The organism is Pinisolibacter sp. DMC100, assembly GCF_056313705.1.
Genome location: NZ_JBQUZT010000002.1, coordinates 1 through 23,009, shown reverse-complemented (window position 1 = coordinate 23,009; position 23,009 = coordinate 1). Strand labels below are relative to the sequence as shown.

At 63.5% G+C, this 23,009-nt stretch carries 25 protein-coding genes and 2 pseudogenes; 9 read left to right on the top strand and 18 right to left on the bottom strand.

Annotation, left to right across the window (positions count from 1 at the left end; translation table 11 throughout):
* Positions 1 to 29 precede the first annotated feature (29 nt).
* The 3 genes from ACT541_RS09025 to ACT541_RS09015 all read right to left on the bottom strand — a co-directional run bounded on the left by ACT541_RS09025 (position 30) and on the right by ACT541_RS09015 (position 1,975).
* A complete protein-coding gene (locus ACT541_RS09025) occupies positions 30 to 674 on the bottom strand; it encodes a DUF2285 domain-containing protein (protein WP_476136120.1) in 645 nt (214 codons plus the stop codon).
* Positions 604 to 825: a transcriptional regulator domain-containing protein gene (locus ACT541_RS09020; protein WP_476136118.1), complete on the bottom strand. Its 222-nt coding sequence runs from the start codon at positions 823 to 825 to the stop codon at positions 604 to 606. Before ACT541_RS09020 ends, ACT541_RS09025 begins: the two co-directional genes overlap by 71 nt.
* 229 nt (positions 826 to 1,054) lie before the next feature.
* Entirely contained in the window at positions 1,055 to 1,975 is a 921-nt protein-coding gene (locus ACT541_RS09015; RefSeq protein ID WP_476136116.1) for an ArdC family protein, read from the bottom strand.
* A 495-nt stretch (positions 1,976 to 2,470) separates the two neighbouring features.
* Between ACT541_RS09015 and ACT541_RS09010 the strand changes: the two genes are divergently transcribed.
* The gene (locus ACT541_RS09010; protein WP_476136115.1) at positions 2,471 to 3,685 is read left to right on the top strand and encodes an MFS transporter; all 1,215 of its coding nucleotides are present in this window, start codon (positions 2,471 to 2,473) and stop codon (positions 3,683 to 3,685) included.
* 17 nt (positions 3,686 to 3,702) lie between these two features.
* On the opposite strand, the gene ACT541_RS09005 is transcribed toward ACT541_RS09010, so the two are convergent.
* The 8 genes from ACT541_RS09005 to ACT541_RS08970 form a co-directional block, all read right to left on the bottom strand.
* Complete coding sequence (locus ACT541_RS09005) at positions 3,703 to 4,002, bottom strand: type II toxin-antitoxin system RelE/ParE family toxin (RefSeq protein ID WP_217930987.1); 300 nt, start codon at positions 4,000 to 4,002, stop codon at positions 3,703 to 3,705.
* Positions 3,999 to 4,259, bottom strand: coding sequence for a type II toxin-antitoxin system ParD family antitoxin (locus ACT541_RS09000; protein WP_217930984.1), 261 nt, complete (start codon positions 4,257 to 4,259; stop codon positions 3,999 to 4,001). The genes ACT541_RS09005 and ACT541_RS09000 overlap by 4 nt, the downstream gene beginning before the upstream one ends.
* Positions 4,260 to 4,347: 88 nt before the next feature.
* Entirely contained in the window at positions 4,348 to 4,692 is a 345-nt protein-coding gene (locus ACT541_RS08995) for a DUF2958 domain-containing protein (RefSeq protein ID WP_476136113.1), read from the bottom strand.
* Positions 4,693 to 4,754: 62 nt separating this feature from the next.
* Positions 4,755 to 5,063 (bottom strand): DUF736 domain-containing protein, encoded by a 309-nt coding sequence (locus ACT541_RS08990; protein ID WP_217930972.1) that lies wholly within the window; start codon positions 5,061 to 5,063, stop codon positions 4,755 to 4,757.
* A 528-nt stretch (positions 5,064 to 5,591) separates the two neighbouring features.
* Positions 5,592 to 7,598 carry a ParB/RepB/Spo0J family partition protein gene (locus ACT541_RS08985; protein ID WP_476136110.1) on the bottom strand — a complete coding sequence of 669 codons (2,007 nt, stop codon included), beginning with the start codon at positions 7,596 to 7,598 and terminating at the stop codon, positions 5,592 to 5,594.
* Positions 7,599 to 8,257: 659 nt separating this feature from the next.
* The gene (locus tag ACT541_RS08980; RefSeq protein ID WP_476136108.1) at positions 8,258 to 9,175 is read right to left on the bottom strand and encodes a plasmid partitioning protein RepB C-terminal domain-containing protein; all 918 of its coding nucleotides are present in this window, start codon (positions 9,173 to 9,175) and stop codon (positions 8,258 to 8,260) included.
* Entirely contained in the window at positions 9,172 to 10,071 is a 900-nt protein-coding gene (locus ACT541_RS08975; protein ID WP_230488996.1) for a plasmid partitioning protein RepB C-terminal domain-containing protein, read from the bottom strand. The genes ACT541_RS08980 and ACT541_RS08975 overlap by 4 nt, the downstream gene beginning before the upstream one ends.
* The gene (locus ACT541_RS08970) at positions 10,068 to 11,561 is read right to left on the bottom strand and encodes a recombinase family protein (protein WP_217931088.1); all 1,494 of its coding nucleotides are present in this window, start codon (positions 11,559 to 11,561) and stop codon (positions 10,068 to 10,070) included. Before ACT541_RS08970 ends, ACT541_RS08975 begins: the two co-directional genes overlap by 4 nt.
* Positions 11,562 to 11,898: 337 nt before the next feature.
* Between ACT541_RS08970 and ACT541_RS08965 the strand changes: the two genes are divergently transcribed.
* On the top strand, positions 11,899 to 12,456 hold the full coding sequence (locus ACT541_RS08965) for a hypothetical protein (RefSeq protein WP_217930959.1): 558 nt from the start codon (positions 11,899 to 11,901) through the stop codon (positions 12,454 to 12,456).
* Positions 12,457 to 12,553: 97 nt separating this feature from the next.
* On the opposite strand, the gene ACT541_RS08960 is transcribed toward ACT541_RS08965, so the two are convergent.
* The 4 genes and pseudogenes from ACT541_RS08960 to ACT541_RS08945 all read right to left on the bottom strand — a co-directional run.
* The gene (locus ACT541_RS08960; RefSeq protein WP_476136106.1) at positions 12,554 to 12,769 is read right to left on the bottom strand and encodes a hypothetical protein; all 216 of its coding nucleotides are present in this window, start codon (positions 12,767 to 12,769) and stop codon (positions 12,554 to 12,556) included.
* Between the two features lie 175 nt (positions 12,770 to 12,944).
* On the bottom strand, positions 12,945 to 13,613 hold the full coding sequence (locus ACT541_RS08955; protein WP_476136104.1) for an HNH endonuclease: 669 nt from the start codon (positions 13,611 to 13,613) through the stop codon (positions 12,945 to 12,947).
* 321 nt (positions 13,614 to 13,934) lie between these two features.
* On the bottom strand, positions 13,935 to 15,143 hold the full coding sequence (locus tag ACT541_RS08950; RefSeq protein ID WP_217930939.1) for an AlbA family DNA-binding domain-containing protein: 1,209 nt from the start codon (positions 15,141 to 15,143) through the stop codon (positions 13,935 to 13,937).
* Positions 15,144 to 15,190: 47 nt separating this feature from the next.
* Positions 15,191 to 15,412 (bottom strand): annotated as a pseudogene (locus tag ACT541_RS08945) (DUF3363 domain-containing protein); the annotation flags it as partial.
* A gap of 16 nt (positions 15,413 to 15,428) precedes the next feature.
* Here ACT541_RS08945 and ACT541_RS08940 point away from each other — a divergent pair.
* The 3 genes and pseudogenes from ACT541_RS08940 to ACT541_RS08930 all read left to right on the top strand — a co-directional run.
* Positions 15,429 to 15,611, top strand: a complete 183-nt coding sequence (locus ACT541_RS08940; RefSeq protein WP_217930937.1) for a hypothetical protein — start codon at positions 15,429 to 15,431, stop codon at positions 15,609 to 15,611.
* A gap of 390 nt (positions 15,612 to 16,001) precedes the next feature.
* Positions 16,002 to 16,232 (top strand): helix-turn-helix transcriptional regulator, encoded by a 231-nt coding sequence (locus ACT541_RS08935; RefSeq protein WP_476136101.1) that lies wholly within the window; start codon positions 16,002 to 16,004, stop codon positions 16,230 to 16,232.
* 430 nt (positions 16,233 to 16,662) lie between these two features.
* Positions 16,663 to 16,833 (top strand): annotated as a pseudogene (locus ACT541_RS08930) (JAB domain-containing protein); the annotation flags it as partial.
* Between the two features lie 62 nt (positions 16,834 to 16,895).
* On the opposite strand, the gene ACT541_RS08925 reads toward ACT541_RS08930, so the two are convergent.
* The 3 genes from ACT541_RS08925 to ACT541_RS08915 form a co-directional block, all read right to left on the bottom strand.
* Entirely contained in the window at positions 16,896 to 17,171 is a 276-nt protein-coding gene (locus tag ACT541_RS08925; protein WP_476136100.1) for a hypothetical protein, read from the bottom strand.
* Between the two features lie 120 nt (positions 17,172 to 17,291).
* A complete protein-coding gene (locus ACT541_RS08920; RefSeq protein WP_476136098.1) occupies positions 17,292 to 17,603 on the bottom strand; it encodes a hypothetical protein in 312 nt (103 codons plus the stop codon).
* 11 nt (positions 17,604 to 17,614) lie between these two features.
* Positions 17,615 to 18,304, bottom strand: a complete 690-nt coding sequence (locus ACT541_RS08915; RefSeq protein ID WP_476136096.1) for an RNase A-like domain-containing protein — start codon at positions 18,302 to 18,304, stop codon at positions 17,615 to 17,617.
* A 323-nt stretch (positions 18,305 to 18,627) separates the two neighbouring features.
* Here ACT541_RS08915 and ACT541_RS08910 point away from each other — a divergent pair, with 323 nt between their 5' ends.
* The 4 genes from ACT541_RS08910 to ACT541_RS08895 all read left to right on the top strand — a co-directional run bounded on the left by ACT541_RS08910 (position 18,628) and on the right by ACT541_RS08895 (position 22,850).
* Positions 18,628 to 20,106, top strand: coding sequence for a circularly permuted type 2 ATP-grasp protein (locus tag ACT541_RS08910; protein WP_476136094.1), 1,479 nt, complete (start codon positions 18,628 to 18,630; stop codon positions 20,104 to 20,106).
* Positions 20,107 to 20,178: 72 nt separating this feature from the next.
* Positions 20,179 to 21,123 carry an alpha-E domain-containing protein gene (locus tag ACT541_RS08905; protein ID WP_476136093.1) on the top strand — a complete coding sequence of 315 codons (945 nt, stop codon included), beginning with the start codon at positions 20,179 to 20,181 and terminating at the stop codon, positions 21,121 to 21,123.
* A gap of 44 nt (positions 21,124 to 21,167) precedes the next feature.
* Positions 21,168 to 21,980: a transglutaminase family protein gene (locus ACT541_RS08900; RefSeq protein ID WP_476136091.1), complete on the top strand. Its 813-nt coding sequence runs from the start codon at positions 21,168 to 21,170 to the stop codon at positions 21,978 to 21,980.
* Positions 21,981 to 22,106: 126 nt separating this feature from the next.
* A complete protein-coding gene (locus ACT541_RS08895; protein ID WP_476136089.1) occupies positions 22,107 to 22,850 on the top strand; it encodes a proteasome-type protease in 744 nt (247 codons plus the stop codon).
* Positions 22,851 to 23,009: the final 159 nt, after the last annotated feature.

Sequence of the window (23,009 nt, the reverse complement as noted above, 5' to 3'; positions counted from 1 at the left end):
AGCAACGAAAGGTCGAACGCCGTCGTTTTCTATCGGGGGCCACCGCATCGTTTCACCGGATGGTGGAGCAACTGGAGATATCCGCCGCGCATCAGGCGCAAGGCATCGGCGACGAGACGGCGCGTGCGGTTCTTCAGCGGATCGATTTCCCAATCCCGCTTGGTCCGGCTGCGAAACGCGAACATCGCTTCGGCAATGGTGCGATAACTCGCCCCCGTCAACCGAGCGTCCAACGCCCGCAGCATCAGAATGTGCCGCTGCCGTGTCGTCTCGGGCAGAGGCCGTAACGATCCGCCCGGTGGCAGTCCGGCGAGAGCCCTCCAGAATCGGCGCGCCGCGTGAGCCCGCAGTTCGAACAAGGCATCGAGCGGCAGCACCACGACATATCCGGCACAGACTCGCGGTGGCAGTGCCTTCAGCCAGAATTGGTGATCGTTCCCACCGTGACGCCAGACCGCATGCCAGTCGTCACCGGCGTTTCGCAGATCGACACCCGGTAGATTCGACAGTTGGAGCGGCCTAACACCTCCCGCTTCGCTGGGCGGCGTAGGCTGGATCAGGATCGCCTCCGGCTGAAGGTCCGGCATCCAGAACAGCGAGGCTTCATCGGCCGGAACTCTCGGATCTACGGGGAAATCGAAGCCCCCAACGCCGAGAGAAGGCGTCGAGGACATCGTCTCTCGGGCGCGCCACATCGGCGTTGATCCGGACGAAATCCCACTGATAGTCTCGATCGCGGCGCAGATACTCCCATGCGAAGCCGGCAGGGGGAATGTCGCGGGCATGCGTGTAGGCCTCTGGCGAACGCCAGTCGATGTCCAGCATGGCACACTCCTGTTTCGAGTGGTGCGTGAGAAATACCCGCCCTGCCTGTAGATCTTCGGAAGAGCACTCGGCGACGTGAAGCCGGAAAGTTGCGATACCTCGATCGCCGAATCCGAACGCAGTCGCCCCGAAGTCGCGACGACTCCATCGAGAAACCGGCTTGCCGTCGATCCGTCTTTCAGGATCGGCGACAAGCCGGAAAGGCGACTTCGCGGGAATACAGGCCGCATCATGCGGCCCGCTCCTCGGCGAGCTTCGGCTGATGGCCATGCAGGAAGTCGACCGCCCGGCTGGCATGCGATGCGGCGGTGAAGACGAAGCGCTTGTCGTCTTTCAGGACTTTGATCCAGGACGCGATGTAGGCGGCGTGGTCGGAACGCGGTTCGGGGGTGAGCCCGAGGTCTGCGGCAAGAAAAGCCGCCCCGAGTTCGGCGACCAGTTCCTCACGGGCGTAACCCGCGTCGCCGAAGCGGGTGCGGCCGAAGTCACGGTCGAGGCGGGAGGGATGCCGGGTCCAGTGGACACATTCGTGTCCGAGGGTCGCATAGTAGGAGACGGGATCACGGAAGCTCTCGAAGAGCGGCATCTGCACGTGGTCGGAGCCGACCGCGTAATAGGCCTGGGCACCGCCGTGACGAATGTCTGCGCCGATGGCGGTGAAGAAGGCATCGGCACGGGCATCACGGGTGATCGGATCGAGAGGGTCGGTGGCCGGCGCGTGAAACCGATCGGGCAGCCCATCGATCTGGTCGACGCAGAAGACGGTGTAGGCCTTGAGGAAGGGGATCTCGCGCTCGACTTCGTCGCCGCGATCGTCGGTCTCGGTGCGGCGGATGCGATCGGCATAGACGACGGTGGAGCCGGTCTCGCCCTTCCTGACGTGACCACCGAGTTCGCGCGCCTGTCGGAAGGTCATCCAGGTCGGCGAGGAAAAGCCACACGCGACCGCTTCGGACCACAAGAGCAGGACGTTGATGCCGGAGTAAGGCTGACCGTTGTGGCGCAGCGGCCGAACGATGCGGCCTTGGGTGTTGCCCGCCGACCAGGGCCTGATCCAGGTCGGGACCCCGCTCTCGAGGTCGGCGAGAATGCGATCGGTGACGCGGGCGTGGATGTCGGAGCGGGCGGAGGCGTTGGTCTTCGGTGCCATGATCGGGATCTCCTTCGTCGTGACCGCCGGGAGTGGCTTCGTCACGGCGACCGAGAGGCCAGGGCGTCGGGGGACGGGCGCACCCGAAGGGCCGAAACGCCAGTGGAGGACGGCAACGCCGTTGCACCCGTCCCCGCCTCGGCCAGGATCGCCGCCCATCAGACGAGGCCTTCCCGAGCGGACACCGGGAGAGAGAGCGCTGGCCCGGAGGCACCGATCTGCCCGCTTGGCGCTCTCCCGCGCGAACGTGCATCTCAACGGACGCATTTCCGGGGGGGAAGACACGTCAGGCCCGGTACGGCTCACCTGCCGTCGTCGGGATCGGTGCCGAGCCGGCAGCCTCGGGCTCCACGTCACGTGGTGGCCGGACCGGCGAATGCCCGCCTTTGCCGAAACGCTTCCGCGGCTGCGTCTCAGGTGGCATGAAGGAGATCGTGAAGCTGTTCGAATCCGTCGTTCGGTGCCGACGCTCCGCGCATCGAGAAGGATCGGGCGATGGACCAGAAGACCCCGCACCGTTCGACCCATCGCCGCATCCCGGCCGGGATCTGGGCGCTCGGCTTCGTCTCGCTGCTGATGGACGTCTCCTCGGAGATGATCCATGCACTGTTGCCGATCTGGCTGGTCACCGGACTGGGCGCCTCGACATTGGCCGTGGGTCTGATCGAAGGCATCGCCGAAGCGACGGCGTCGATCACCAAGGTGTTCTCCGGCGCGATCTCCGACCGGCTCGGCAAACGCAAGCTCCTCGCCGCCATCGGCTACGGCATGGCGGCCTTCACCAAACCGGTGTTCCCGCTCGCCGGCTCGCTCGGCTGGATCGTCGCCGCCCGTTTCGTCGATCGCATCGGCAAGGGCATTCGGGGGGCCCCGCGCGATGCGCTCGTCGCCGACCTGAGCCCGCCCGAGCTGCGCGGCGCCAGCTTCGGGCTGCGCCAGACCCTCGACACGATCGGTGCCTTCCTCGGCCCCTTCCTCGCCATCGCCCTGATGGCGGCGAGCGGCGGCGACATCCGCCTGGTCTTCTGGGTGGCGGTGATCCCGGGGTTCCTGTCCTTCGCGCTGATCGTCTTTGCGGTGCGTGATCCTGAACCGTTGAAGGACGCCGAGGGCCGCCCACCACTGCGCTTCGCCGAGATGGCCACCCTCCCCTCCACCTTCTGGTGGGTCACCGGCCTTGCCACGGTCTTCACGCTCGCCCGCTTCTCCGACGCCTTTCTGATACTGCGCGCCCAATCGATCGGCCTGAGCCTGTTGCTGGTGCCGCTGATCATGGTGGTGATGAACGTCGCCTATGCGCTCTCCGCCTACCCGGTCGGGGTGCTCGCCGACCGTTTCGATCGGCGGATCATTCTGGCCACCGGCCTCGTGCTCCTCGTCGGCGCCGACCTCGTGCTCGGGCTCACCGGTTCGGCCGTCGGCCTGTGGATCGGCGCGGTTCTATGGGGACTGCACATGGGCTTCACCCAGGGGCTCTTCGCCACCCTGATCGCCGACACCGCGCCACCGGCTCTTCGCGGCACCGCCTTCGGTCTCTTCAATCTGGTGACCGGTGTCACCCTCTTCGTCGCCAGCCTGATCGCCGGCGCGCTGTGGCAGGCGATCGGCCCGACCGCCACTTTCCTCGCCGGTGCCGGCTTCGCCGTGGTGACGCTCGGCGGTCTGTGGAGTGTCGTGCCGAGGGCGACGATCGACGGATCGAGGCTCTGAAGCCGGATCAACCCGGATCATCCACCGGGGAACAGAATCGCTTCGTAGTCCATCGCCCCGGACAGCACGTGGAGCACCACGAGTGCTTCCGCCTCGACCCGATAGAAGATCAGATAGCGTCCGTGAACGGCACGGCGGACGCCCCTCGCCTCCCAACGAGGAACGAGACGATGTGCCGATGGTTGATCGACCAGAGTGAGGCAGTGAGCCTGCAACTCTCCGACGAATGAGAGGGCACGCGTCGGGCTGTCCTGCGCAATCCAATCGCCGATCCGGATCAGATCCCGTCGCGCTTCTTCGGTGAAGACCAACTTCATGGGCGAGGGTCATCCGACGATGCACCGTAACGGTGCTTCAGTTCGGCAAAGACGTCTTCGGCGGCGAGGACACGACCGGCATCGGCATCGGCGAGACCTCGCGCGAGTGCCGCGTCGAGAACGGCCAAACGTGTCTCGCGTTCGTCGAGCAGACGCACGCCCTCCCGCAGCACTTCGCTCTTGGAGTTGTAGCGGCCACTCTCGACGAGACGGTTCACCACCGCCTCGAGGTTACCGAGTTCGACACTGTGCGCCATGATCCGACCCTCCATCCGCATCAGGATCGCACCGTCGATAACAGTTATCAAGGCAGATCCCCCGACCCTTCGGCCGGGGGATCGTGGATCAGGCGGTGATCCGCCCCTTCCGCCGCGCCTCGTCGGCGTAGGTATCGAGCGTTTTGTCGGCGCGGAAGTGCAGATCTCGTTCGACCGGGAGCCCGAGCCGCCCTCGGACGGCGGCGAGTTCCGACAATCGGACATGGCCGAGTTCGGGGCAGCCTAGACCGAGGTCGCAGAGCCCGAAGGTGAGGTCGGGATCGTCGGGGTCGAGTTCGCTGAGGAGCCAGGTCGCTCCGGCGTCGGGGGTGAAGAGCTTCGCCACCGGTCGGGGATCGAAGGCGCCGGTGTCGCGGGACTTCGCCCCATTGGCGAGAAGCCGGTCGCGGAGGGTCTGGGGAATGAGGGTCATGAGGTCGTCTCCATTGGTTGGAGGAGGAGAGCGCCCCGCCGGGTGGCGGGGCGCCGATCGCCTCAGTCGCCGTTGCGGCGGGACCAGATGAGGGAGAAGCCGTCAGTGCCTTCGACCTCGACCAGCGAGGCGTAGATCGGGGCGGGAAAGCTCGGGTCGTCGAGCTTGACGGAGAGGTAGTCGCGGTTGTCGCGGGAGGTCTTCTTCCAGGCCGCGCCGAATTCGGTCTGGCCGGCGAAGATACGGTAGTCGGGGGCCTTGTCGCTGTCGCTCTCGGCCGGGGTGAACCGGGCCTTGACGTTGAGGGTGAGCGTCTTGACCGCGCCGGTGTATTCCGCGCCGGACTTCGTGAAGGTGCCGATGGTCGCCATTGTCGTGTTCCTCGTCTGGTCTCGGCCGCGCCCATCGCGGCCTCGATGGCGACGGGAAGGCCGGGGCCGAGCAGACCGCACCCTCCGGGCCGAAGCGTCAGCGGAGGACGGCGGACGACGACTTGTCTTGCGTCGCGAGGAATGCCGCGTCGAGCTCGCCCGACCGGCAGGGGAAGAGAAGTCGGCGATCGCCGTTGCGGAACATGCGAGAGGCCGGGAACCGGCCGTACCTCGGCCAGACACGAAAGACGAGAGGACGCCGTGGGCCGGGACCGATCACAGCAGAAGACAGACAATTCGACGATCGACAGAAACGATGAAACGAGGCAGAAGGATCGTCAAAGTCAGCGCTCCTTGCACATCGAGGCACCCTCCGGCCGGCATAGAGCGACGACGAGGCACACTCCTGCGTTCGCCGCCTCCGACTGAGGCGTTGCCGAAGACCTCCCCGTCTTCACCGCCACGCTCCACACGCACGAAAGCCGGTCGACCCTTGCGGATCGACCGGCACACGCTGTTCAACGGCGATCACTCGGCGGCGATCGTCAGATCCTCGGCGCGCTCCTCCGAGACGAAAGCATCGGTCGCTGCGTCGGCGGGGCTGTTCACCTCCACCTCGACCGGCGTGACGACCGGATGCCCCCTGGTCCGCAGCATCGGCGGCAACCAACCGATCGGACGCAACAGGCGTTCCGCTTCCGCAGCCATCTCCGTCTTCTTGAGGCCGATGATCCGTTCGGCTGCCGCGCGGCCGGCACCTTCCTCGACCGCCTCGACGATCCGCCCTTTGGTGACGCGCGAGAAGTAGCTCTCGGCGGTCGCCTCCCAGAAGCGCGTCATGTCGAGACCGAGCGCTTCCGCCAGACCATCGGCATGGGTGAGCGCGCACGGACGGCGATCCCACGGCAGGCGCAACGCGTTGACGGTGAGCCCGGCGCAATGGGCGAGGAGATCGAGCACCGCCGTCTCGTCGAGACCCATGACGAAGGACCAGAGATCGTTGACATCGGTAGGCAGGCGCGAAGCCCAGGCGCCATGCCGTGCGGCGATCCGCCGTTCGGTCGGGGTATCGCCGATGCTCGGAGCGTGACCCACGAGCCCCACCGTCTTCGGCTCGATCTCGAGCGCGGTGCCCGAGACGTAACGGAAGAAGGTCCGCGCAGCGAGTGCATGGACGACGGCGCGCAGGGCGATACGCGGGGCCTCGGTGAGCGCATCGCGAAGGGCGAGCGTGCGATGCGCCGAAAGTTCGGCCGTGAGCTTGTCGGAGAGCATCGCCAGCGCCGAGGCATCGTCCGGCTCTTCGTTCTCACCGTTGCTCGCGCCGGCGGATTCGCTCTCGTGAGCCGTGCCGGGAGCACCCTCCCCTTCTTCCTCCGCCTCGGCGGTGACTATCACCGGCTCGTCCTCCGCACGCACGAAGCCACGCTCGATCCGCACCGCACCATCCCACCCGAGCGAGACGAACGCCCCGGCGATCGACCGATCTTCCGCAGCGAACTCCGGCTGCGGCTGCAACGCCGTGATCTCGTCCTCGATCCGCTGCCATGCCGCTTCCGCTTCGTCGGAGAGTTCGCCGTCCGAGATCTCGGCGAACCGGGCCTTCTCGACCTCGAGTTCGGCGATCCGCGTCGCCGTCTCTTCGCTCGCCTCGAGCGTCCGGGGGTAGAGCCGAAGCAGTCCGGCGGCGAGGGCATGCGGATATTCCGGATCGACCTCGACCCACTTCCAACCCTCGGCCCGAACGCGCGCGCCCTCCTCGTCGAGCCGTGTGCGAACGAGCCTATCGAGCAGCGCCACATCGGCGAGCCAACCGCCGCTCGTCTCGTCGAAGAGATCGCGCACCACGACGCCTCCCGCCGCCTCATAGGCCTCGACGCCAACGAGCCGCACGCGCCGATCCCCAGCCGGAACATGCGCCGTCGTCAGGGCGCGACGGATGGCGTCCTTGCTCTTGTTCCAACCGAGCTCCGCCCACACCCGTTCCTGCGCGGCGTGATCGTCGGTGACCGCGAAGGCCATCAACTGATCGAGTGAGACCTCACCCTCGCGATAGAGCGCCATCAGCTTCCGTGACACCGCACCGAGCTTCATCCGTTGGCGCACCACGGTCGCACTCACGCCGAAGCGGGCGGCGATCGCCTCGACGCCCCTTCCCGCCTCGACGAGCCGGGCGAAGGCCTCGTACTGGTCGGCCGGGTGCATCGGTGCCTGGGTGATGTTCTCGGCGAGACTGACCTCCTCGCCGTCCTCCACGGCCACCACCTTGCACGGCACCGCGAAGGACTTCGGCAAACGCTTTTCCTTCACCAAGAGCTTCAACGCGGCGAGACGGCGACCGCCCGCCACCACTTCGAAACGGCTCGCCCCCTCCTCGTCGCCGCCGACCGGCCGCACCGTGAGGTTCTGCAAGAGCCCGTGCGCCGCGATCGAGGCGGCGAGTTCGTCGATCCGCGCGTCGCGGCCGGTCTTGCGCACGTTGGCGGCACTCGACACCAGCCGAGCGAGCGGGATCTCGATGAGCATCGTGGTCATGGTGGTCTCTCCTCGTGGTCCTCGGACACATGCGCGAGGTCCCCGCGCATGTGTCCCGGGGGCGCGTGAGCGCGCGGGGAGAGAGGGGGGCGAGTGTGGTCGCGCGGGACCGGGCTGCCGAGCCGAGCGGGACGGATCGAGGGGATCGGCGAGGTGTCCACGTTCGGGCGGCCTGCGAGCGAGCGGCCCTGTCCCGCTCAGCGACCGCACTCGCGGGGGAGAGCGGGGTCAGACCCCGTTCTCCCCGATCGGAAGGTCGGATCGATCGAGTGGAAGCCGCATCTTTCATTCGGATGCGTCGATCTCGTCATGCTCGGAGGAGGCACGAAGACACCGCGCTCAAGCGGAGCGAACATCCTGCCTTTGCGTAGGGCCGCACCGTCGCTGTCCCTTTCGAAGGTCGGGCGCCCGTCTACTGCCCATGAAAATGGAAACCCCGTTGCGGGGCAGGCGTGCCGAGATCCGCGATCCGGCTCGATCGACACGCCCGCTTCGAGACGCACCCGACGAACCGTCGAGTACGCGGCGGACCGAAACCTCGGTCGACCTGATGGGCTCCGGGCGGGGTCGCCGCCATCCCCATCGCCGCGCTCGATCCGCCTCACCGTGCGGCGTCTCCCGCGGTCCCCGCGTTTGTCGGGTCCGGGTCCCCATTGTCCTCACTCGGCGGCGGACTTGGCGTCGCCAAAACTCTCGATCCCGGCGATCGATTGGAATTCCGTCAGGTACTCCGGGCGATGCTGCGTCAACCAGCGAACGATCCGCCCATTGGCGAGCAATTTCCGCACATAGCCGCAGGTAACCATCAACTGGAGATTATCGAGGCCGTAGCTGTCCTCGACAGATTTAACCTGCGTCTGCAGACTCAAGAGCTCTCGTTCCATTCGAGCAATCTGATCAGCCGTGACACTATCTACATTTTTCTTACGGAGGACGACCAATAGCTTGGGAGGAGTGGTGGCCAGCAGAACCTTCGCAAATACGGCCGTATAATTGTTCTGGCCGATCATCAGCTCCGCGGCCTCGACCTGACGGATCGGTGCCATACGACGGAGCATGTCGAACACCGAGAACGGGCATGGACTGTCCTTCAGAAGATCGACGGCATCCGGACAGATCCCCTTCAGCATTCGTGCTCGCCGCCGGATCGAGACCGCATCCAGCCCGAGAGCCTCGGCGAGGCGTTCCTCCGGCACGCCGCGTTCGATCGCCCGGGTGATCATTCGGTGTTCCTGAACAGCCGCCAGCCGATTAATCCTCTTGTTGTAGGTGTAGGTCTCGTCGTCCGTCGACACGAGACACTCGACCTCCTGGATGCCGAGGTCCTTCAACGCCTCGACCCTGAGATGCCCGTCGAGCAGGAAATACCGACCTGGGTGTTTGGGGTCGGGCGCAACCGCCGGAGCTTCGACGAGGCCGATCGCCCGTACCGAGCCCAAGATCTGGGCATACTTCCGGCTCTCCTTCATTCCGGCGCGGAGGGTCTTGAGCGGCACCAGTTGGCTGATCGCCACGACGATGCTCTGCCGTTCGAACGACAGTTTGACGTCCCGCCCCTTGTCTTCGGCTTCGATCATCGGACCACCTCCCCGGGAATACGGGCCACCAGCGCGCGAGGCATGGTCGCCAGGTCCTCGGCACGCAGCAGCGTGCTGAACCCTTCATCGTTCAAAAGATCCTTGAGCGCTTCGATCATGAAGAGAAGCTTGGTCTGGGCAAAGTTCGAGCGCTTCACCAGGAGGCGCTGCTTGTCCGTCTCTCGCTGGTAGACGCGGACGAGATCAGCGGCCGTCACACGCCGTGGCGCGTTTCTCGGACCGAAGCCGTTGTCGGGAACTGTCTTGCTCCGCTTCAACCGTTGGTCGATCATTCGACGGACCGACGCCAATTTCTTGCCCTTGATCTTACCGGCCGCGTAGGCGTCGATGAGAATGTCCTGGGTCTCGGCATCCTCGGCGCGAGCAATATCGATCGCGAAGCTGATCGGGATGAGCCCCGTTTCCACCGCAGAGACCAGTCGCTCCTCACCGCGCTCCAGCAACACCACGATCATGTTGACCCAGCTCGGGGTGCAGCCGATCTTCCGCGCGATCTCGCCGTCACTATACCCGCGTTCGTGCAGGGCTCCGATCTCCTGCATAATGTCGATCGGGCGATGCTGCCGCCGAGCGATGTTCTCCACGAGGCTCATCACCAGACCGTCTCTCTCCGACACTTCGACGATGATTGCTGGGATCTCCGTCGCGCCCAACATGCGGAAGGCTTCCAGACGCCCCTCGCCGCAGATGAGTTCGTAGCGGACCGATCCCCCATTTCCCTTCCGGCTCACCGTGATCGGTCGCTTCAGGCCGACAACCCCGATGTTGTCGACGATCTCTCGGTGTTGCTTCTTGTTGCGCGCACGCGGATTCAGCACGTGGATGAGCGCGATCGGGATCATCTCGATAGTCTGGGACCGCAATGGTGAGGTCATGCTGCCTCCGTGATGCGCACCGGCATCGCCAAGTCGTAGAGGAGGTCGAGCGTCTCGAACCGGTAGGCATCGAGACCCAACCCATTGTCTTCGGCGAGGTTGAGCTTGCCTCCGCCGACGTCGAACCGGGGGAGCAGATAGAAGTCGAAGGGATGCCGGTTCTCGGCATCCATCCGTACCGCCACGGTGATGTCGGGCTGCAATCCGGCATCGAACCGAAGGCGCCACCGGAACCCGCCGGTCGGGAGTTGCCGGCAACGCGCGATCACCACGGACACCGCGAATTCGCCGTTGATCATGATCAGATCGGTGTCCGGTTGCCGCAACACGGTGGCGCCGACGCCATCGAGGCCGGCAACGATGGTCTCGACCACCTCGGGATGAAGGCGGCGCAGGGCGCGATTGATCTCGATGTATCGATAGTCTCGACGGGGGGCGTAGCCGACGAGGCTGTAGGCACGCAGCAAGCTGCCGAAGCGAGAGCCGTAGGCGCTACTCGACGGAAGCCCTTCTGCTTCGTCGATGACGAGGCCCGACAGCATCCCCTGCGTCTGGAGCAAGGCGTGGAGAGCTCGTAGCATTTCCTCGTCCGAAAGCCGAAACGACCGCGCCCGAATGATGGATTGGGCCGCGTCGAAGAGCGGCCGATCGATGATTGCCGGAAAGACCCCGTCGGCCCGGATCCACATCGACGGCTCATTGTGAACCCTCTTCTTCTTCAGCTTGAAGGACATGCGGTTCCAGACGTTGTTGCCGATGTACTTCTCGTTGATGAGGATCTGGTGGACGGTTCCACGTGACCAGGGGCGCCCGAGATCGGTCACCGCCCCCCGTGCATTCAGAGCGTCGGCAATCTGTCGCTCGGTTCGATCCGCAGTGACGAAGGTCCTATAGATCTCCGCGACCAGGGCGAGCTCCGCCTCCGGCCCCGGTCGCAGCACGACGCGATCGGTCTGGATGCTCTTCTGCTCACCACGCGTCAGCTCACCCTTGGTGGCGCCGGCCTGATCGATGAGCACCCGGCGCAGACCGAACCCCGCCTGTCCGCCTTGTCGGTAGCCGTGCTCGATCAAGCGACATTGACCGGCAAAGACCTTGGTCGACAATTCGCGACTGTATTCGCCGGCCATGGCCCGCTTGACGCTCTTGACGACCGTTGCGATCGGGCTGCCATCATTCTCGAACTGCTCGGCGCAATAGTGCACCGCAATGCCGGCGCGCTTGCAGATGTATTCGTAATAGGCGCTCTCGTCGGCATCCTGAAAGCGCCCCCAACGGCTGACGTCATAGACGAGAATGGCTTGGAAATCGGTACGGCCACTCGCGACATCATCGATCAGGAGTTTCAAGCCGTCACGACCTTCGATGCGAAGGCCACTTTTACCTTCATCGGCGTAGGTTCTGACAATGTCGATATCACGAGTGGCTGCATACTGACGGATGGCATCGGCCTGGTTCTCGGTCGAGTACTTCTGATGTTCCGTCGACATCCGGACATATTCGGCCGCCCGAACCCTGATCGTCGGGTCGCTCGTCTCATCTTCACGATGTCGGCTCCAATCCGCCACGACACGCCATCCCCAACCGGCTTGTATTCGAGGACGCCGACCGCGCAGCCCCGAACAGAACAAGGCGGTTCGGGCGAGGTCTGCCGTCTCCGCATCGACAGCAGTCTAGTTGTGGAGGGCCGGCAACATGTTGCCGAAAAGGGGCAGGATTCTACCGGGTCATGCGGCGGCGGTTCGGTCAGCGACCGACTTTGCCAACGCCGTCGCGAGGGCGCTGCAATCAGAGCTCGGAGATACCCACCGGGCCGTCAAGACGGTCATGAAATGGACAGGTGCCAGTGAGCGGGCCGCCAAGAATTGGCTCGAAGGCTCGGCCGGTCCGAGAGGGCATTATCTCATTCGCCTGATTGCAGAATCTGATCTCGTCTTCGAACTCGTCATCGATGCCGCCAATAGAACCGTCACAGGAGAAGTGCCTTCGATCGGAGGCAATGGGATCTCGAACGAGAAGGCCACGGCCGGCGGCAAGGACCCGGCACAAAGCCGACGAAGCTCGGGATCGGCCACCAGTCAGGAGGCACCGAGAGCCATGGACGGCATGTCCGATGTCCCTGGAAAAGTCCCTATAAATGACCCAGGAAATGACCCTGGAAACGTCGAGTGGCTCGGGATCTTGAACGATCGCCAACGGTGGTTCCTCGGCGAAATGGCCGTCCGCGATCGACTGCGTTTTACCGATATCGTCGTGCGCTGGGAGGTTGCAGCAAAGACCGCCAAGCGGGATATCGCCGGCCTACGAGCGACAGGCCTGATCGTCTTCGTCGGCTCGAGGAAAACAGGAAGATATATGGTCCGGCCGAGGCCTGGCGCCGCGTGAGCGGAGGCGACTGGCCCCGCTTCACTCAGCATGGCCATGCCATGGGGAACATTTCTCAGGACACCGCATCCCAGTGGGGCCATTCGAGCGGAATGCCTCAGGCAACCTTTGCGGTCCTCCCAATCCAATCGGCGAAAGCATCGAGGAAGGTTTTCATGAACGCCTCGGGCTTCGGATCGGCGAAACCGCCATCACGACCGAACATCTCACCGGCATGGCCGAGATAGGCCTCTGGCTGCTGGAGTGTCGGCACGTCGAGGAAGACCAGCGACTGGCGCAGATGGCGATTGGCGCCGAAGGCGCCGAGAGCCATTAATGTCGCCCCGAGTTCAAGCGGGGACAGACAGACGTTCCCCATATGGGGTCGATTAAGAGAGACGTATTTCAGGTTGATTCAACAAATACTTGTTATCGCGGTAGCGTTGAGCACAAATACAGAAGAACAACGAAGGAAAACCCAAATCTCTCGCGTTGGAAATTCATCAAATCTATTTAGATTGAAATTTCCTGAAGAACGCTTCTAGAGTCCCATTCTCGATTATTTCAAATATATACCGTTTACACTCTTCTTCGGATTTAAAGAATTTTTTCCCGGTCACTTGATTTACCGTCAGCCTAAAATTTTCTGATACTTTTTCGAGTGAAATATGTTGCCCCTTTTGCATGAGGCTTAAGAGCCCATCTTGGTTGCGTTTCCATCTTGAGGACGAAATAAAGCGACTTTCGCGTAAAGCATAACGCCTCTTTGAATCCATATAGTCGCTTGCTTCGGAGGTCTGTGTGAGATGATCGCAGCAGATCTCCCCAACCTCCATCGCAGGCCATTTTTCGTGCTGCACAAAAAATACGTAACGTATCTGCGTGCCGCATAAATCGCATTCGCCCGATAAATCCCCAAGATCGTCATCGCCGACACAGACCCATCCTTGGAAAGGGCGAACTATACCGTGTTCTGATGCATGACATCCTCGGCAGAGAGTCTCACAATACCCGTATGGGTATTCCCATGGCATCTTCCCTGGCAGATAAGTTCTGTGGTGAACTTGTAAGATCGCTCCTTGTAGCGGGCCGCGGCCACATCGACGGCAGACGCCGCCATCGAGTTCGATGACTTCATCTCGAAATTTCTGCCAATCTTTGCGGTAATAGTGACGCATCGCCATCGCCAAGCGAACAACGCATGTTGCTGAATGGTAGCATCAAGCTGCGCGCCCCTACAGGTCGTCGCGTCCCGAAAAAACGAAACACCTACATTTTTGTATTCCGGGTTTGCCCTCTAGGATCTCCTGCCGCAGCTTCGGCCCCTTGGCGAGCCGTCGGCCGAGAGCGGTGACGAAAGCGTCGTAGCGCGGCGGGTTGCGGACACAGCTCTTTCTCTATGGACGACATCCATCTATTCCGGCCCAGGGGCGGAAAAGGGCAAGCTGCTTCAGAGCATCGTACAAGTTCCGGATAGAAATACGGGCAAGGGGTGAACCTTAGCGGCGCACATATCGATCCGATCGATCGTAGTTTGGCGAACCATATTGGCCAAAGGCATTCCACATGAGATCAAAAAGGGGCCTGAGCTCAATCTCTGGCGCATTTTCTGCCCCCGCCGCGTCAATGGCAAGTTCGGGCAGCATGATGCTGTCGGAGCGGTGAGGATAGGCAATCCCGCCACGCCACTCGTCGATCGGTGCCGATACACCACGCACGCCAACAAGGCTCAAAAAAACTGTATAGGGCGCGGGGATAGATCGTCTTTTATACTCGCCGAGAATCTGGCAAAGGCCCCTGATCACCTCTTGTTCTATGCCGGTCAACGATATGTTGCGCTGACCGTCCTTGTTTCCTACACGCACGCCTGCCACGGCTTCAGCAATGCCATTGCGAAAGAGGGCCGAAAACGCACGGACGGTTTCGAAACGTTCCTCCGGTCCAGAATAGCTGATCAGACCATCAAGCGAGTACATCGAATTGGCGCCACTTCCCCCGCCGAGCGGCCATGGCCACATCGAACCACCTCGTTCGTCAAACGAAAGCTGAATGCCGTCCGTAAACGCCGTCCGGGGCACGACATGCATGATCAGCCGCGCCTCGCCCTCCTTGCCGACACTGAGCGGTCCTTCATTAACGGTTAGGGTTCCAAGGCGTTCAATCCGGAACCGCCTGATCCTTTCCTCTACCTCGGAAGCGAATAGGAAGGCACGGCGCAACTCCTCTACCGACATCGGGTGTTTTCCATTTTCGTCCCGGACGAAGAAGCGATAGTCCTTGGCGACAGTGACGCGATGGGGAGCGCTCCAACTCCGCGTGATTTTGATCACCACAACACCACGTGCGGCCTCGATTGAGACCCACTTGACCCTGAATTCAATAAGCGGTGGTTCGAGCGACGCGCGAATGGCCTCGCTGATCGCGCGAACCAACCCGTCGGGATCCGGCGCCTCAACGCCGCAAACGCTCGAAGCAATCCCGTTGCGTTCATCGACACCAATAAGCAGGTATCCGCCACGCGCATTGGCTATGGCGGAGACATCGGCGGCAAACTCTCGCCTATCATCGTCCTTGCGGCCATAGTGATCGCGCTTGAATTCAAGCTGCCTGCCTTCGGGGATTCCCTCGTCGACGAGCGCCTGGATATCCCTCAGTGAGATTTCGTCGAATTCTTTCGCAAACATCGAATCGCTCTTGGGATTTGGCATTCAGTTTGTCGTATCTGGGAACTCCCAATAATAACCGGTTGTCGCATCTACAACCCCAATCCCCGTCGGCGGCTAACACACCAGTCGATGCCGCCGTCGTCACGGGCGATACCGGAAACATGACGGCCGATCTGTTTTTCGAGGGAGGGCGTCCAGGGGACGAGCTGGAAGCCGAGACCGTCATCGATCATGGCGAAGCGGCCGGAGGCGAGCGTGAAGCGCTGACTGTAGGAACCTGCGACATAGTCGCCACTGCCCGCCCGATTGAACGACCGGCAGCGCGCGATGTTCAATCGACTCCTCGAAGGCTTCGACGGCAAGCTGACATTATCGAAATGGGCCAAGCTCACGAAGGTCTCGCCCGACACCGCCCTCCGCGACATCACCGACCTCGTCGCGTGCGATATCCTGATGAAGGATGAGGGGAGGAGGAAGCACAAGCTGCTCCCTGAAGTCGGTGCAGCCTGATTTCCGAGCCCTCGCCGCAGGTGGCGACCACAACCGCCGCCGCTATCCGATACTATGAAAAAGGCCCGCTTCGATCCTCTGCCCCTGGCAGATCTCGCACCGCGCGCGACAGGCCAACACACCGCAAGTTTAAGATGAAATCCAGCCCCTGCATCGGTCCGTCCTGTTTGCGGCCGGGAACCGCCTTCTCTCCTATACCAACAGAGAAGAGCTTCCCAAGACGACAGGTCGTACCGCATTTGTCTTCGTGACAAAGCAGGAGCCACCGGAGTTCGACAGGCCCCGCCATGATGAGGAGTGACGGCAACACGCGTATATTCGCTTTCACTCTGGACCGGTAGCACGCGATTGGTGAGACGGCGTCGACCAACGTTGTCAAAAGGAGGCAATATGGCGGAGAGTAAATATCTCACAACAGAGGAAGTGGCGGAGCGCTACCGAGGTGGAGTGTCCGTTGGTACACTCAGAAACTGGCGAGCAATGAAGATTGGCCCTTCATTCATAAAGATTGGCAAGGCCGTCCTCTATCCCATCAACGAGCTCGAAGCATGGGACAAGCAGAACAAGGTACAATGCCGTGCATCGAAGCATTTTTCAGCTTACACACCCGATAAGCAGTGATAATAACGATCACTCATCTCAGATATACACTATTTCCGATACCAGCTTCAATCGGAAATAAATTATATTATTAAACCGCTTAAAGGGAGACTCTTGTGGTTGTGGATCACCCTCCAGCCGTTTGCCTCATCGAGCAGACCGCCGAATGCGCAAGGGCAGCTGGCGGAATCGTCACCATCCAGATCCGCGACGGCATCACCATCACGTCGGAGGTAAAACGGAACGCCGATGACGGACCTCTATCCCGGCATCGGGCTTGAAGCCAGGAATCGGAAAAATGTCGTGACGTGCGGCAAAACGACTCGAAATGAGAGGGGGGGATCGACGGTGACAAACCGCAGGGGTCGGCAAAATCTCCGATCCCCAGAACCTACCCCAACCGAATCCACAACCACAGATAAACTATTGTTTTCAATCACTTAAGTGGACCATCATCCTGGTCCACAACCACCCGTCCGGCGACCCGACGCCCTCGACCGCCGACATCCAGATGACGCGTCAGATCGTCGACATCGCCAAGCCGCTCGGCATCCTCGTCCACGACCACGTCATCGTCGGCCGCGACGGACACGCGAGCCTGCGGGGGCTGCAGTTGATCTGAGGTCGTCGCGGTCCAGAATGAACCGAAGGTTGCAGCCCCGCAACCATGGGGAAGGCTCCGCCTCACCCCGGCATGCCGCCACCACCCGTCGCCACCCGCTCGGCGACGCGCTCGCGCATCAGGCGGAGGATGGAGCGGATGAACTCCGGGTCTTCCCAATCGTACTCGCATCTGAGCGACGACCACGCATCCGAGACCACCTCCGGCGGCGAGGCGATCAGAAAATCCAGCCATTCCAGCAGCGCCGGGCACTGGCTCTGAGGGACGATCTCGACGCCGAAGCGGGCACAATCCTCGACCGTGTGACCACCGGATTCGAGTGCATCCCGTAGAAGCACTCCGATGCTCGTTGAAAATAGGGAGGGATGTTCATCGAAACCTCCTCGCTCGCGGGATGCCGCGCGCAGCCGCATTCCGATACGGCAAGAACGACGGTCCGTGCGACTGCACTCCTCACCTCATGCGGGATCTCCTCCACGCCCCGTGGCGACGCGGTGGGCGGTTTTCTCGCGCATCAGGCGGAGGATGGAGCGGATGAACTCCGGGTCTTCCCAGTCGTACTCGCATCTGAGCGACGACCATGCATCGGAGACCACCTCCGGCGGAGAGGCGATCAGATGGTCCAGCCATTCCAGCAGCGCCGGGCACTGGCTCTGCGGCACGGAGGCTATCCCGAAGCCGACACAATCCTCGACCGTGTGACCACCATACTCGAGTGCACCCTGATAGAAGCACTCGCTGGCAAGCTGAAAATAGGGAGGGATTTTCATTTTGCACCTCATCAGTCGAAATTCATGGGATAGGCAGTATGGATTCGAAATCCGCGATTGCTTCCGGGATCGTGAATTAGGAAAATTCCAACTCCATATGTGTTTCTGTATTTAATCGAGCCGTTTCCGACATTCACTACCGCTTCCCTACCGGTAACACGACCGAAATTTACATAGATCGCCCTTGCAGGAACAGTTGCTGATGATACTCGAAAGACAGTTGGAGAGGCCATCCCAAGAGCTTCGTTGACGAGTTCATTGGCTCGATCTATCGATTCGAAAGTTCCCGCCCTGGCATCACCTCGCCGTTGCGAGATCTTGCTTGTCAGGTTGACCAAGGCCAACGCTGCCAACTCATTGTCAGACTTGCCGACATGCCGTTCGACGGGATGACCACCGATGATGTCCCCATCCCACCGCAGATCGATCGGCCCCCAGTCGAACGGCCCGGCCACCCGTATCCGTTCGTCCTTCGGCGCCGGATCGGCCTCGGCATTCGGATCGGTGATGCGGAACGTCGTCGAGCGGCCGATTTCCGCCCATCGTCCGAGCTCGTCGCGCGGCTGCGCCGGGTCGAAGTGCGCGCGCCGTTCGAGCGCGAGCAGGACACGGATGCCGGCGAGGATCACCCTATCGCCGGCGAGTTCGCAGCGCAGCGCGCGAACCCGTGTCTCGAGGTCTCGGGGGTCTTCCAGTCTCATGCGAATGGTCCTCGGTTGGAACCCGTCCGCATCATCATGACACGCGATTCAAACCCAGAAGACAACTTCTGATTTATCCGCACCTGCCTCCCCTCGCTGCCCCCTCTCCGCATCCGCCCCGTCGCGCCGCTGCCTCCTTTGCCGCCACGGCTGAAACCGGGAATTCCGCCCACAACTTGGGCATCGCGCCCCAAGCTTATGCAAAATCGGCCGAAATACGCATTTTCCTGCCGATGCAAGCTGCTTGCGCCTCTTTGCGAGGCAGCCGAATATGACTTCACCGTGGTGCTTCGGCACATGTCCGGAAAAGGAGACCAGACGGTATGGTGGCCTCGGCGTTCGACGAAATGTCCGCCTTCGGATCGGATATCCGATCCGGTTACGAGATCGTCGCCGGTTGGTTGAAGGACACGCCCCCCGACCTCCTGACGCAGCGCCAGCACGAGGCCGAACTGCTGTTCCGCCGTATCGGCATCACCTTCAACGTCTACGGCGACGCCGAGGGCGAGGAGCGCCTGATCCCCTTCGACATCGTGCCGCGCGTCATCACCCGACCCGAGTGGGACCGCCTCGCCGAGGGCCTCGAACAGCGCGTCACCGCGCTCAACATGTTCCTCAAGGACGTCTATTCGAAGGGCGAGGTGGTCAAGGCCGGCGTCATTCCGGAAGACCTCGTCTACCAGAACCCCTGCTACCGGCCCGAGATGCAGGGCATCCAGCTGCCGCACGACATCTGGGTGTCGATCGCCGGCATCGACCTCGTCCGCGTCGATCCCGACACGTTCTATGTGCTGGAAGACAACGCCCGCACCCCCTCCGGCGTCTCCTACATGCTGGAGAACCGCGAGGTGATGCTGCGCCTCTTCCCCGAACTGTGCTCGCGCCACCGCATCGCGCCGGTCGAGAACTATGCCGACGAGCTGCTCGCGACGATGAAGTCGATCGCGCCGCGCTCGGCCTCCGCCGACCCGACCGTCTGCCTGCTGACGCCCGGGCCGTTCAACTCGGCCTATTACGAGCACTCGTTCCTCGCCGACAAGCTCGGCGCCGAACTGGTCGAGGGCTCCGACCTCTATGTCCGCGAGAACGTCGTCTACATGCGCACGACCGAGGGTCCGAAGCGCGTCGACGTCATCTACCGCCGCATCGACGACGACTTCATCGACCCGCTCGCCTTCCGCCCGGATTCGATCCTCGGCGTGCCCGGCCTGATCTCGGCCTATCGCGCCGGCAACGTCACGCTGGCCAATGCGGTCGGCACCGGCGTCGCCGACGACAAGGCGGTCTATTCCTACATGCCGGAGATCATCAAGTTCTACACCGGCAGGGACGCCATCCTGAAGAACGTGCCGACCTGGCGCTGCCGCGAGCCGGAAGCGCTGAAATACGTCCTCGACCACCTGCCCGAACTGGTGGTGAAGGAGGTCGACGGCTCCGGCGGCTACGGCATGCTGGTCGGCCCGAAGGCCGACAAGGCCAAGATCGAGACCTTCCGCAAGAAGCTCCTCGCCCATCCCGAGAAGTTCATCGCCCAGCCGACGCTGGCGCTCTCGACCTGCCCGACCTTCGTCGACGAGGGCGTGGCGCCGCGCCACGTCGACCTGCGCCCCTACGTGCTGAACGGCGCCGACGGCGTGCGTCTGGTCCCCGGCGGCCTCACACGCGTCGCGCTGACCGAGGGATCGCTGGTGGTCAACTCGAGCCAGGGCGGCGGCACCAAGGACACCTGGGTGGTCGATCCGCTGCCCGATGCCCGCATGGCCCAGCAGCAACAGCAGCAGCAGGCGACCGCCCGCCGCTGATCCGCCCTCCTCCGGCGCGCGCAGCCCCGCGCCGACCACGGCCGCCTCCGGCCGATCTGCAGGACCGAACCGATGCTCAGCCGCACCGCCGACAGTCTCTTCTGGCTCTCCCGCTACATCGAGCGGGCCGAGAACACCGCGCGCATCATCGACGCCGCCTCGCGCCTCGCCACCCTGCCCTCGGGCTACGGCACCTCGACCAACGAGTGGGAATCGGCGCTCGCCGCGACCGGCTGTCTCGCCGCCTTCCACGACGTCTACGGCGAGGATCCGACGGCGGAAGCCGCGGTCGACTTCCTCGCCTTCTCGCCGCAGAACCCGTCGTCGATCAAGAGCTGCCTCGAGACCGCGCGCTTCAACGCCCGCGCCGTGCGCACCGCCCTGACCGCCGAGATGTGGGAGACGATCAACTCCGCCTGGCTCGAGCTGAAGGGCTACGGCCCCGGCGAACTGGACCTCGCCCAGCTCGCCGACTTCCTGCGCTTCGTCAAACGCACGTCGCTCGCCTTCGACGGCTCGGCCTATCGCACCATGCTCAGGAACGACGCCTACTGGTTCTCGCGCCTCGGCGTCTTCATCGAGCGCTCGGATGCGACGGCGCGGCTCCTCGACGTGAAGTATCACGTGCTGCTGCCGCCGGAGACCCTCGTCGGCGGCGGCGTCGACTATTTCCAGTGGTCGGCGGTGCTGCGCGCGGTCTCCGCCCAGACCTCCTATCACTGGGTCTATCGCCAGAGCCTGAAACCCTGGCTCGTCGCCGACCTGATGATCCTCAACACCCAGATGCCACGCTCGCTCGCCGCCTGTTACGAGAGCCTGACGCGCAATCTCGACCAGATCGCACAGGTCTACGGTCGCCAGGGCTCGTCCCAGCGCGCGGCGCGGGCGATCTACACCAAGCTGGTGGGCACGGACATCGACACGATCATCGCCGGCGGGCTACACGAGTTCCTGTCCGACTTCATCACCGAGAACAACCGCCTCGGCGGTCTGATCACGGAACAGTATCTGCTCTGACGGCGGCCGGCCCCGCGCCCCGCCTCCCACTCCGGTCCCGAGCCATGCGCCTCGCCATCGTCCACGAGACGGTCTACCGTTTCGACACCCCCGCCACCCGCGCCATCCAGACGCTGCGCCTGACGCCCCGCACCACCGAGGCGCAGCTGGTCGACAGCTGGCGCATCGACGTGTCGCAGGACTGCCGCCTGTCGCCGGTCGAGGACGCCTTCGGCAACCTCACCCATTCCTTCTCGATCGACGGACCGATCGACGAGCTGTCGATCGTCGCCTCGGGCGAGGTGGCGACCGAGGACACCGCCGGCGTCCTCCACGCCACGCGCGAGCGCCTGCCGCTCGCCGTCTTCCGCCGTGCCACCGACCGCACCCCGATCGAGGCGACCGTGCGCGACTTCGCCCGCACCGCACTCACCGAGAGCGGCGGCGATCCGCTGTCGGCGCTGCATCTGATCATGGGGCGGCTGCACGAATCGATCCCCTTCGAGCGCGCCGCCGCCTCGCGGGCGCCGCACGAGGTGCTGGCGGGCGGGCGGGCCGGTACCGAGGACATCGTCCATCTCTTCGCCGCCGCCGTGCGCGCCCTCGACATGCCGGCGCGCTGCGTCTCCGGCTGTCTCCACGACGAGGCCCTGCCCGAGCGCGACGCGCCGCACTATTGGATCGAGGCCCATCTCGGCAACGGTCTCGGCTGGGTCGGCTTCGACGCGATCGCCAACGCCTGCCCGACCGATCGCTGGGTCAGGCTCGCCGCCGGTCTCGACACGCTCGATGCCCAGCCGATCCGCGGCGTACGCACCCATTTCGGCGCCGAGACGACGACGACGCGGATCGCCGTGCGCGAGATCGCCCGCGCCTGAGGCGCGAAAGCCACGCGGCGTCGCACCGCGCGTCCGCACGGTTGCGCCGTTCCCGCCCCTTCCCTATGGTCGCCCGCGCGCCCGCCCGCGGCGCGACCCCAACGAGGATCCCCCGAGGGTGAAGCGATGACCTATTGCGTCGGAATTCTGGTCCGTGACGGCATGGTGATGATCGCGGACACGCGCACCAACGCCGGCCTCGACAACATCGCCACCTTCCGCAAGCTCAACGTCTTCGAACGGCCGGGCGACCGCATCGTGACGATCGCCACCGCCGGCAATCTCGCCATCTCCCAGTCGGTCATCTCGCTGGTGACCGAGGGGCTGGAGAACCCGGAGACCGGCGAGGTCGAGACCATCTGGACCCAGACGTCGATGTTCCGCTGTGCCCAGTTGCTCGGCCGCGCCATCCGCGAGGTCTGGCGCATCGACGGCAAGATGCTCGAGAGCAAGAACCTCGGCTTCGACGTCACCATGCTGCTCGGCGGCCAGATCGCCGGCGGGCGCCTGCGCCTCTTCATGGTCTATGCCGCCGGCAACTTCATCGAGGCGACGACCGACACGCCCTATCTGCAGATCGGCGAGCACAAGTACGGCAAGCCGATCCTCGATCGCGCCGTCAACTTCGACTACAGCCTGCAGGATGCGCTGAAGCTCGGCCTGATCTCGATGGATTCGACCATGCGCTCGAACCTCGGCGTCGGCATGCCGATCGATCTGGCGGTGATCCGCCGCGACGCCATCTGCGCCGAACTCAGCCACCGCATCGAACAGGGCGAGCCCTATTTCCACGACCTGCGCGAACGCTGGTCGGCCGCACTGCGCAAGGCCCATCAGGACATTCCGCGCCCGCCCTACGACGTCGCCTGACGCGCGCGGGTCCCGACAACGAAAGAGCCCCCGACGCGTCGCGCCGGGGGCTCTTGGTTTCGTGCGTTGCCGTTCGTCAGGCGGCGGCGGCGAAGTCGCGGACGAAGTCTTCGACCACCCGCTTCAGATCCACCGCCTGGCCCGACAGGCCGGTCGACA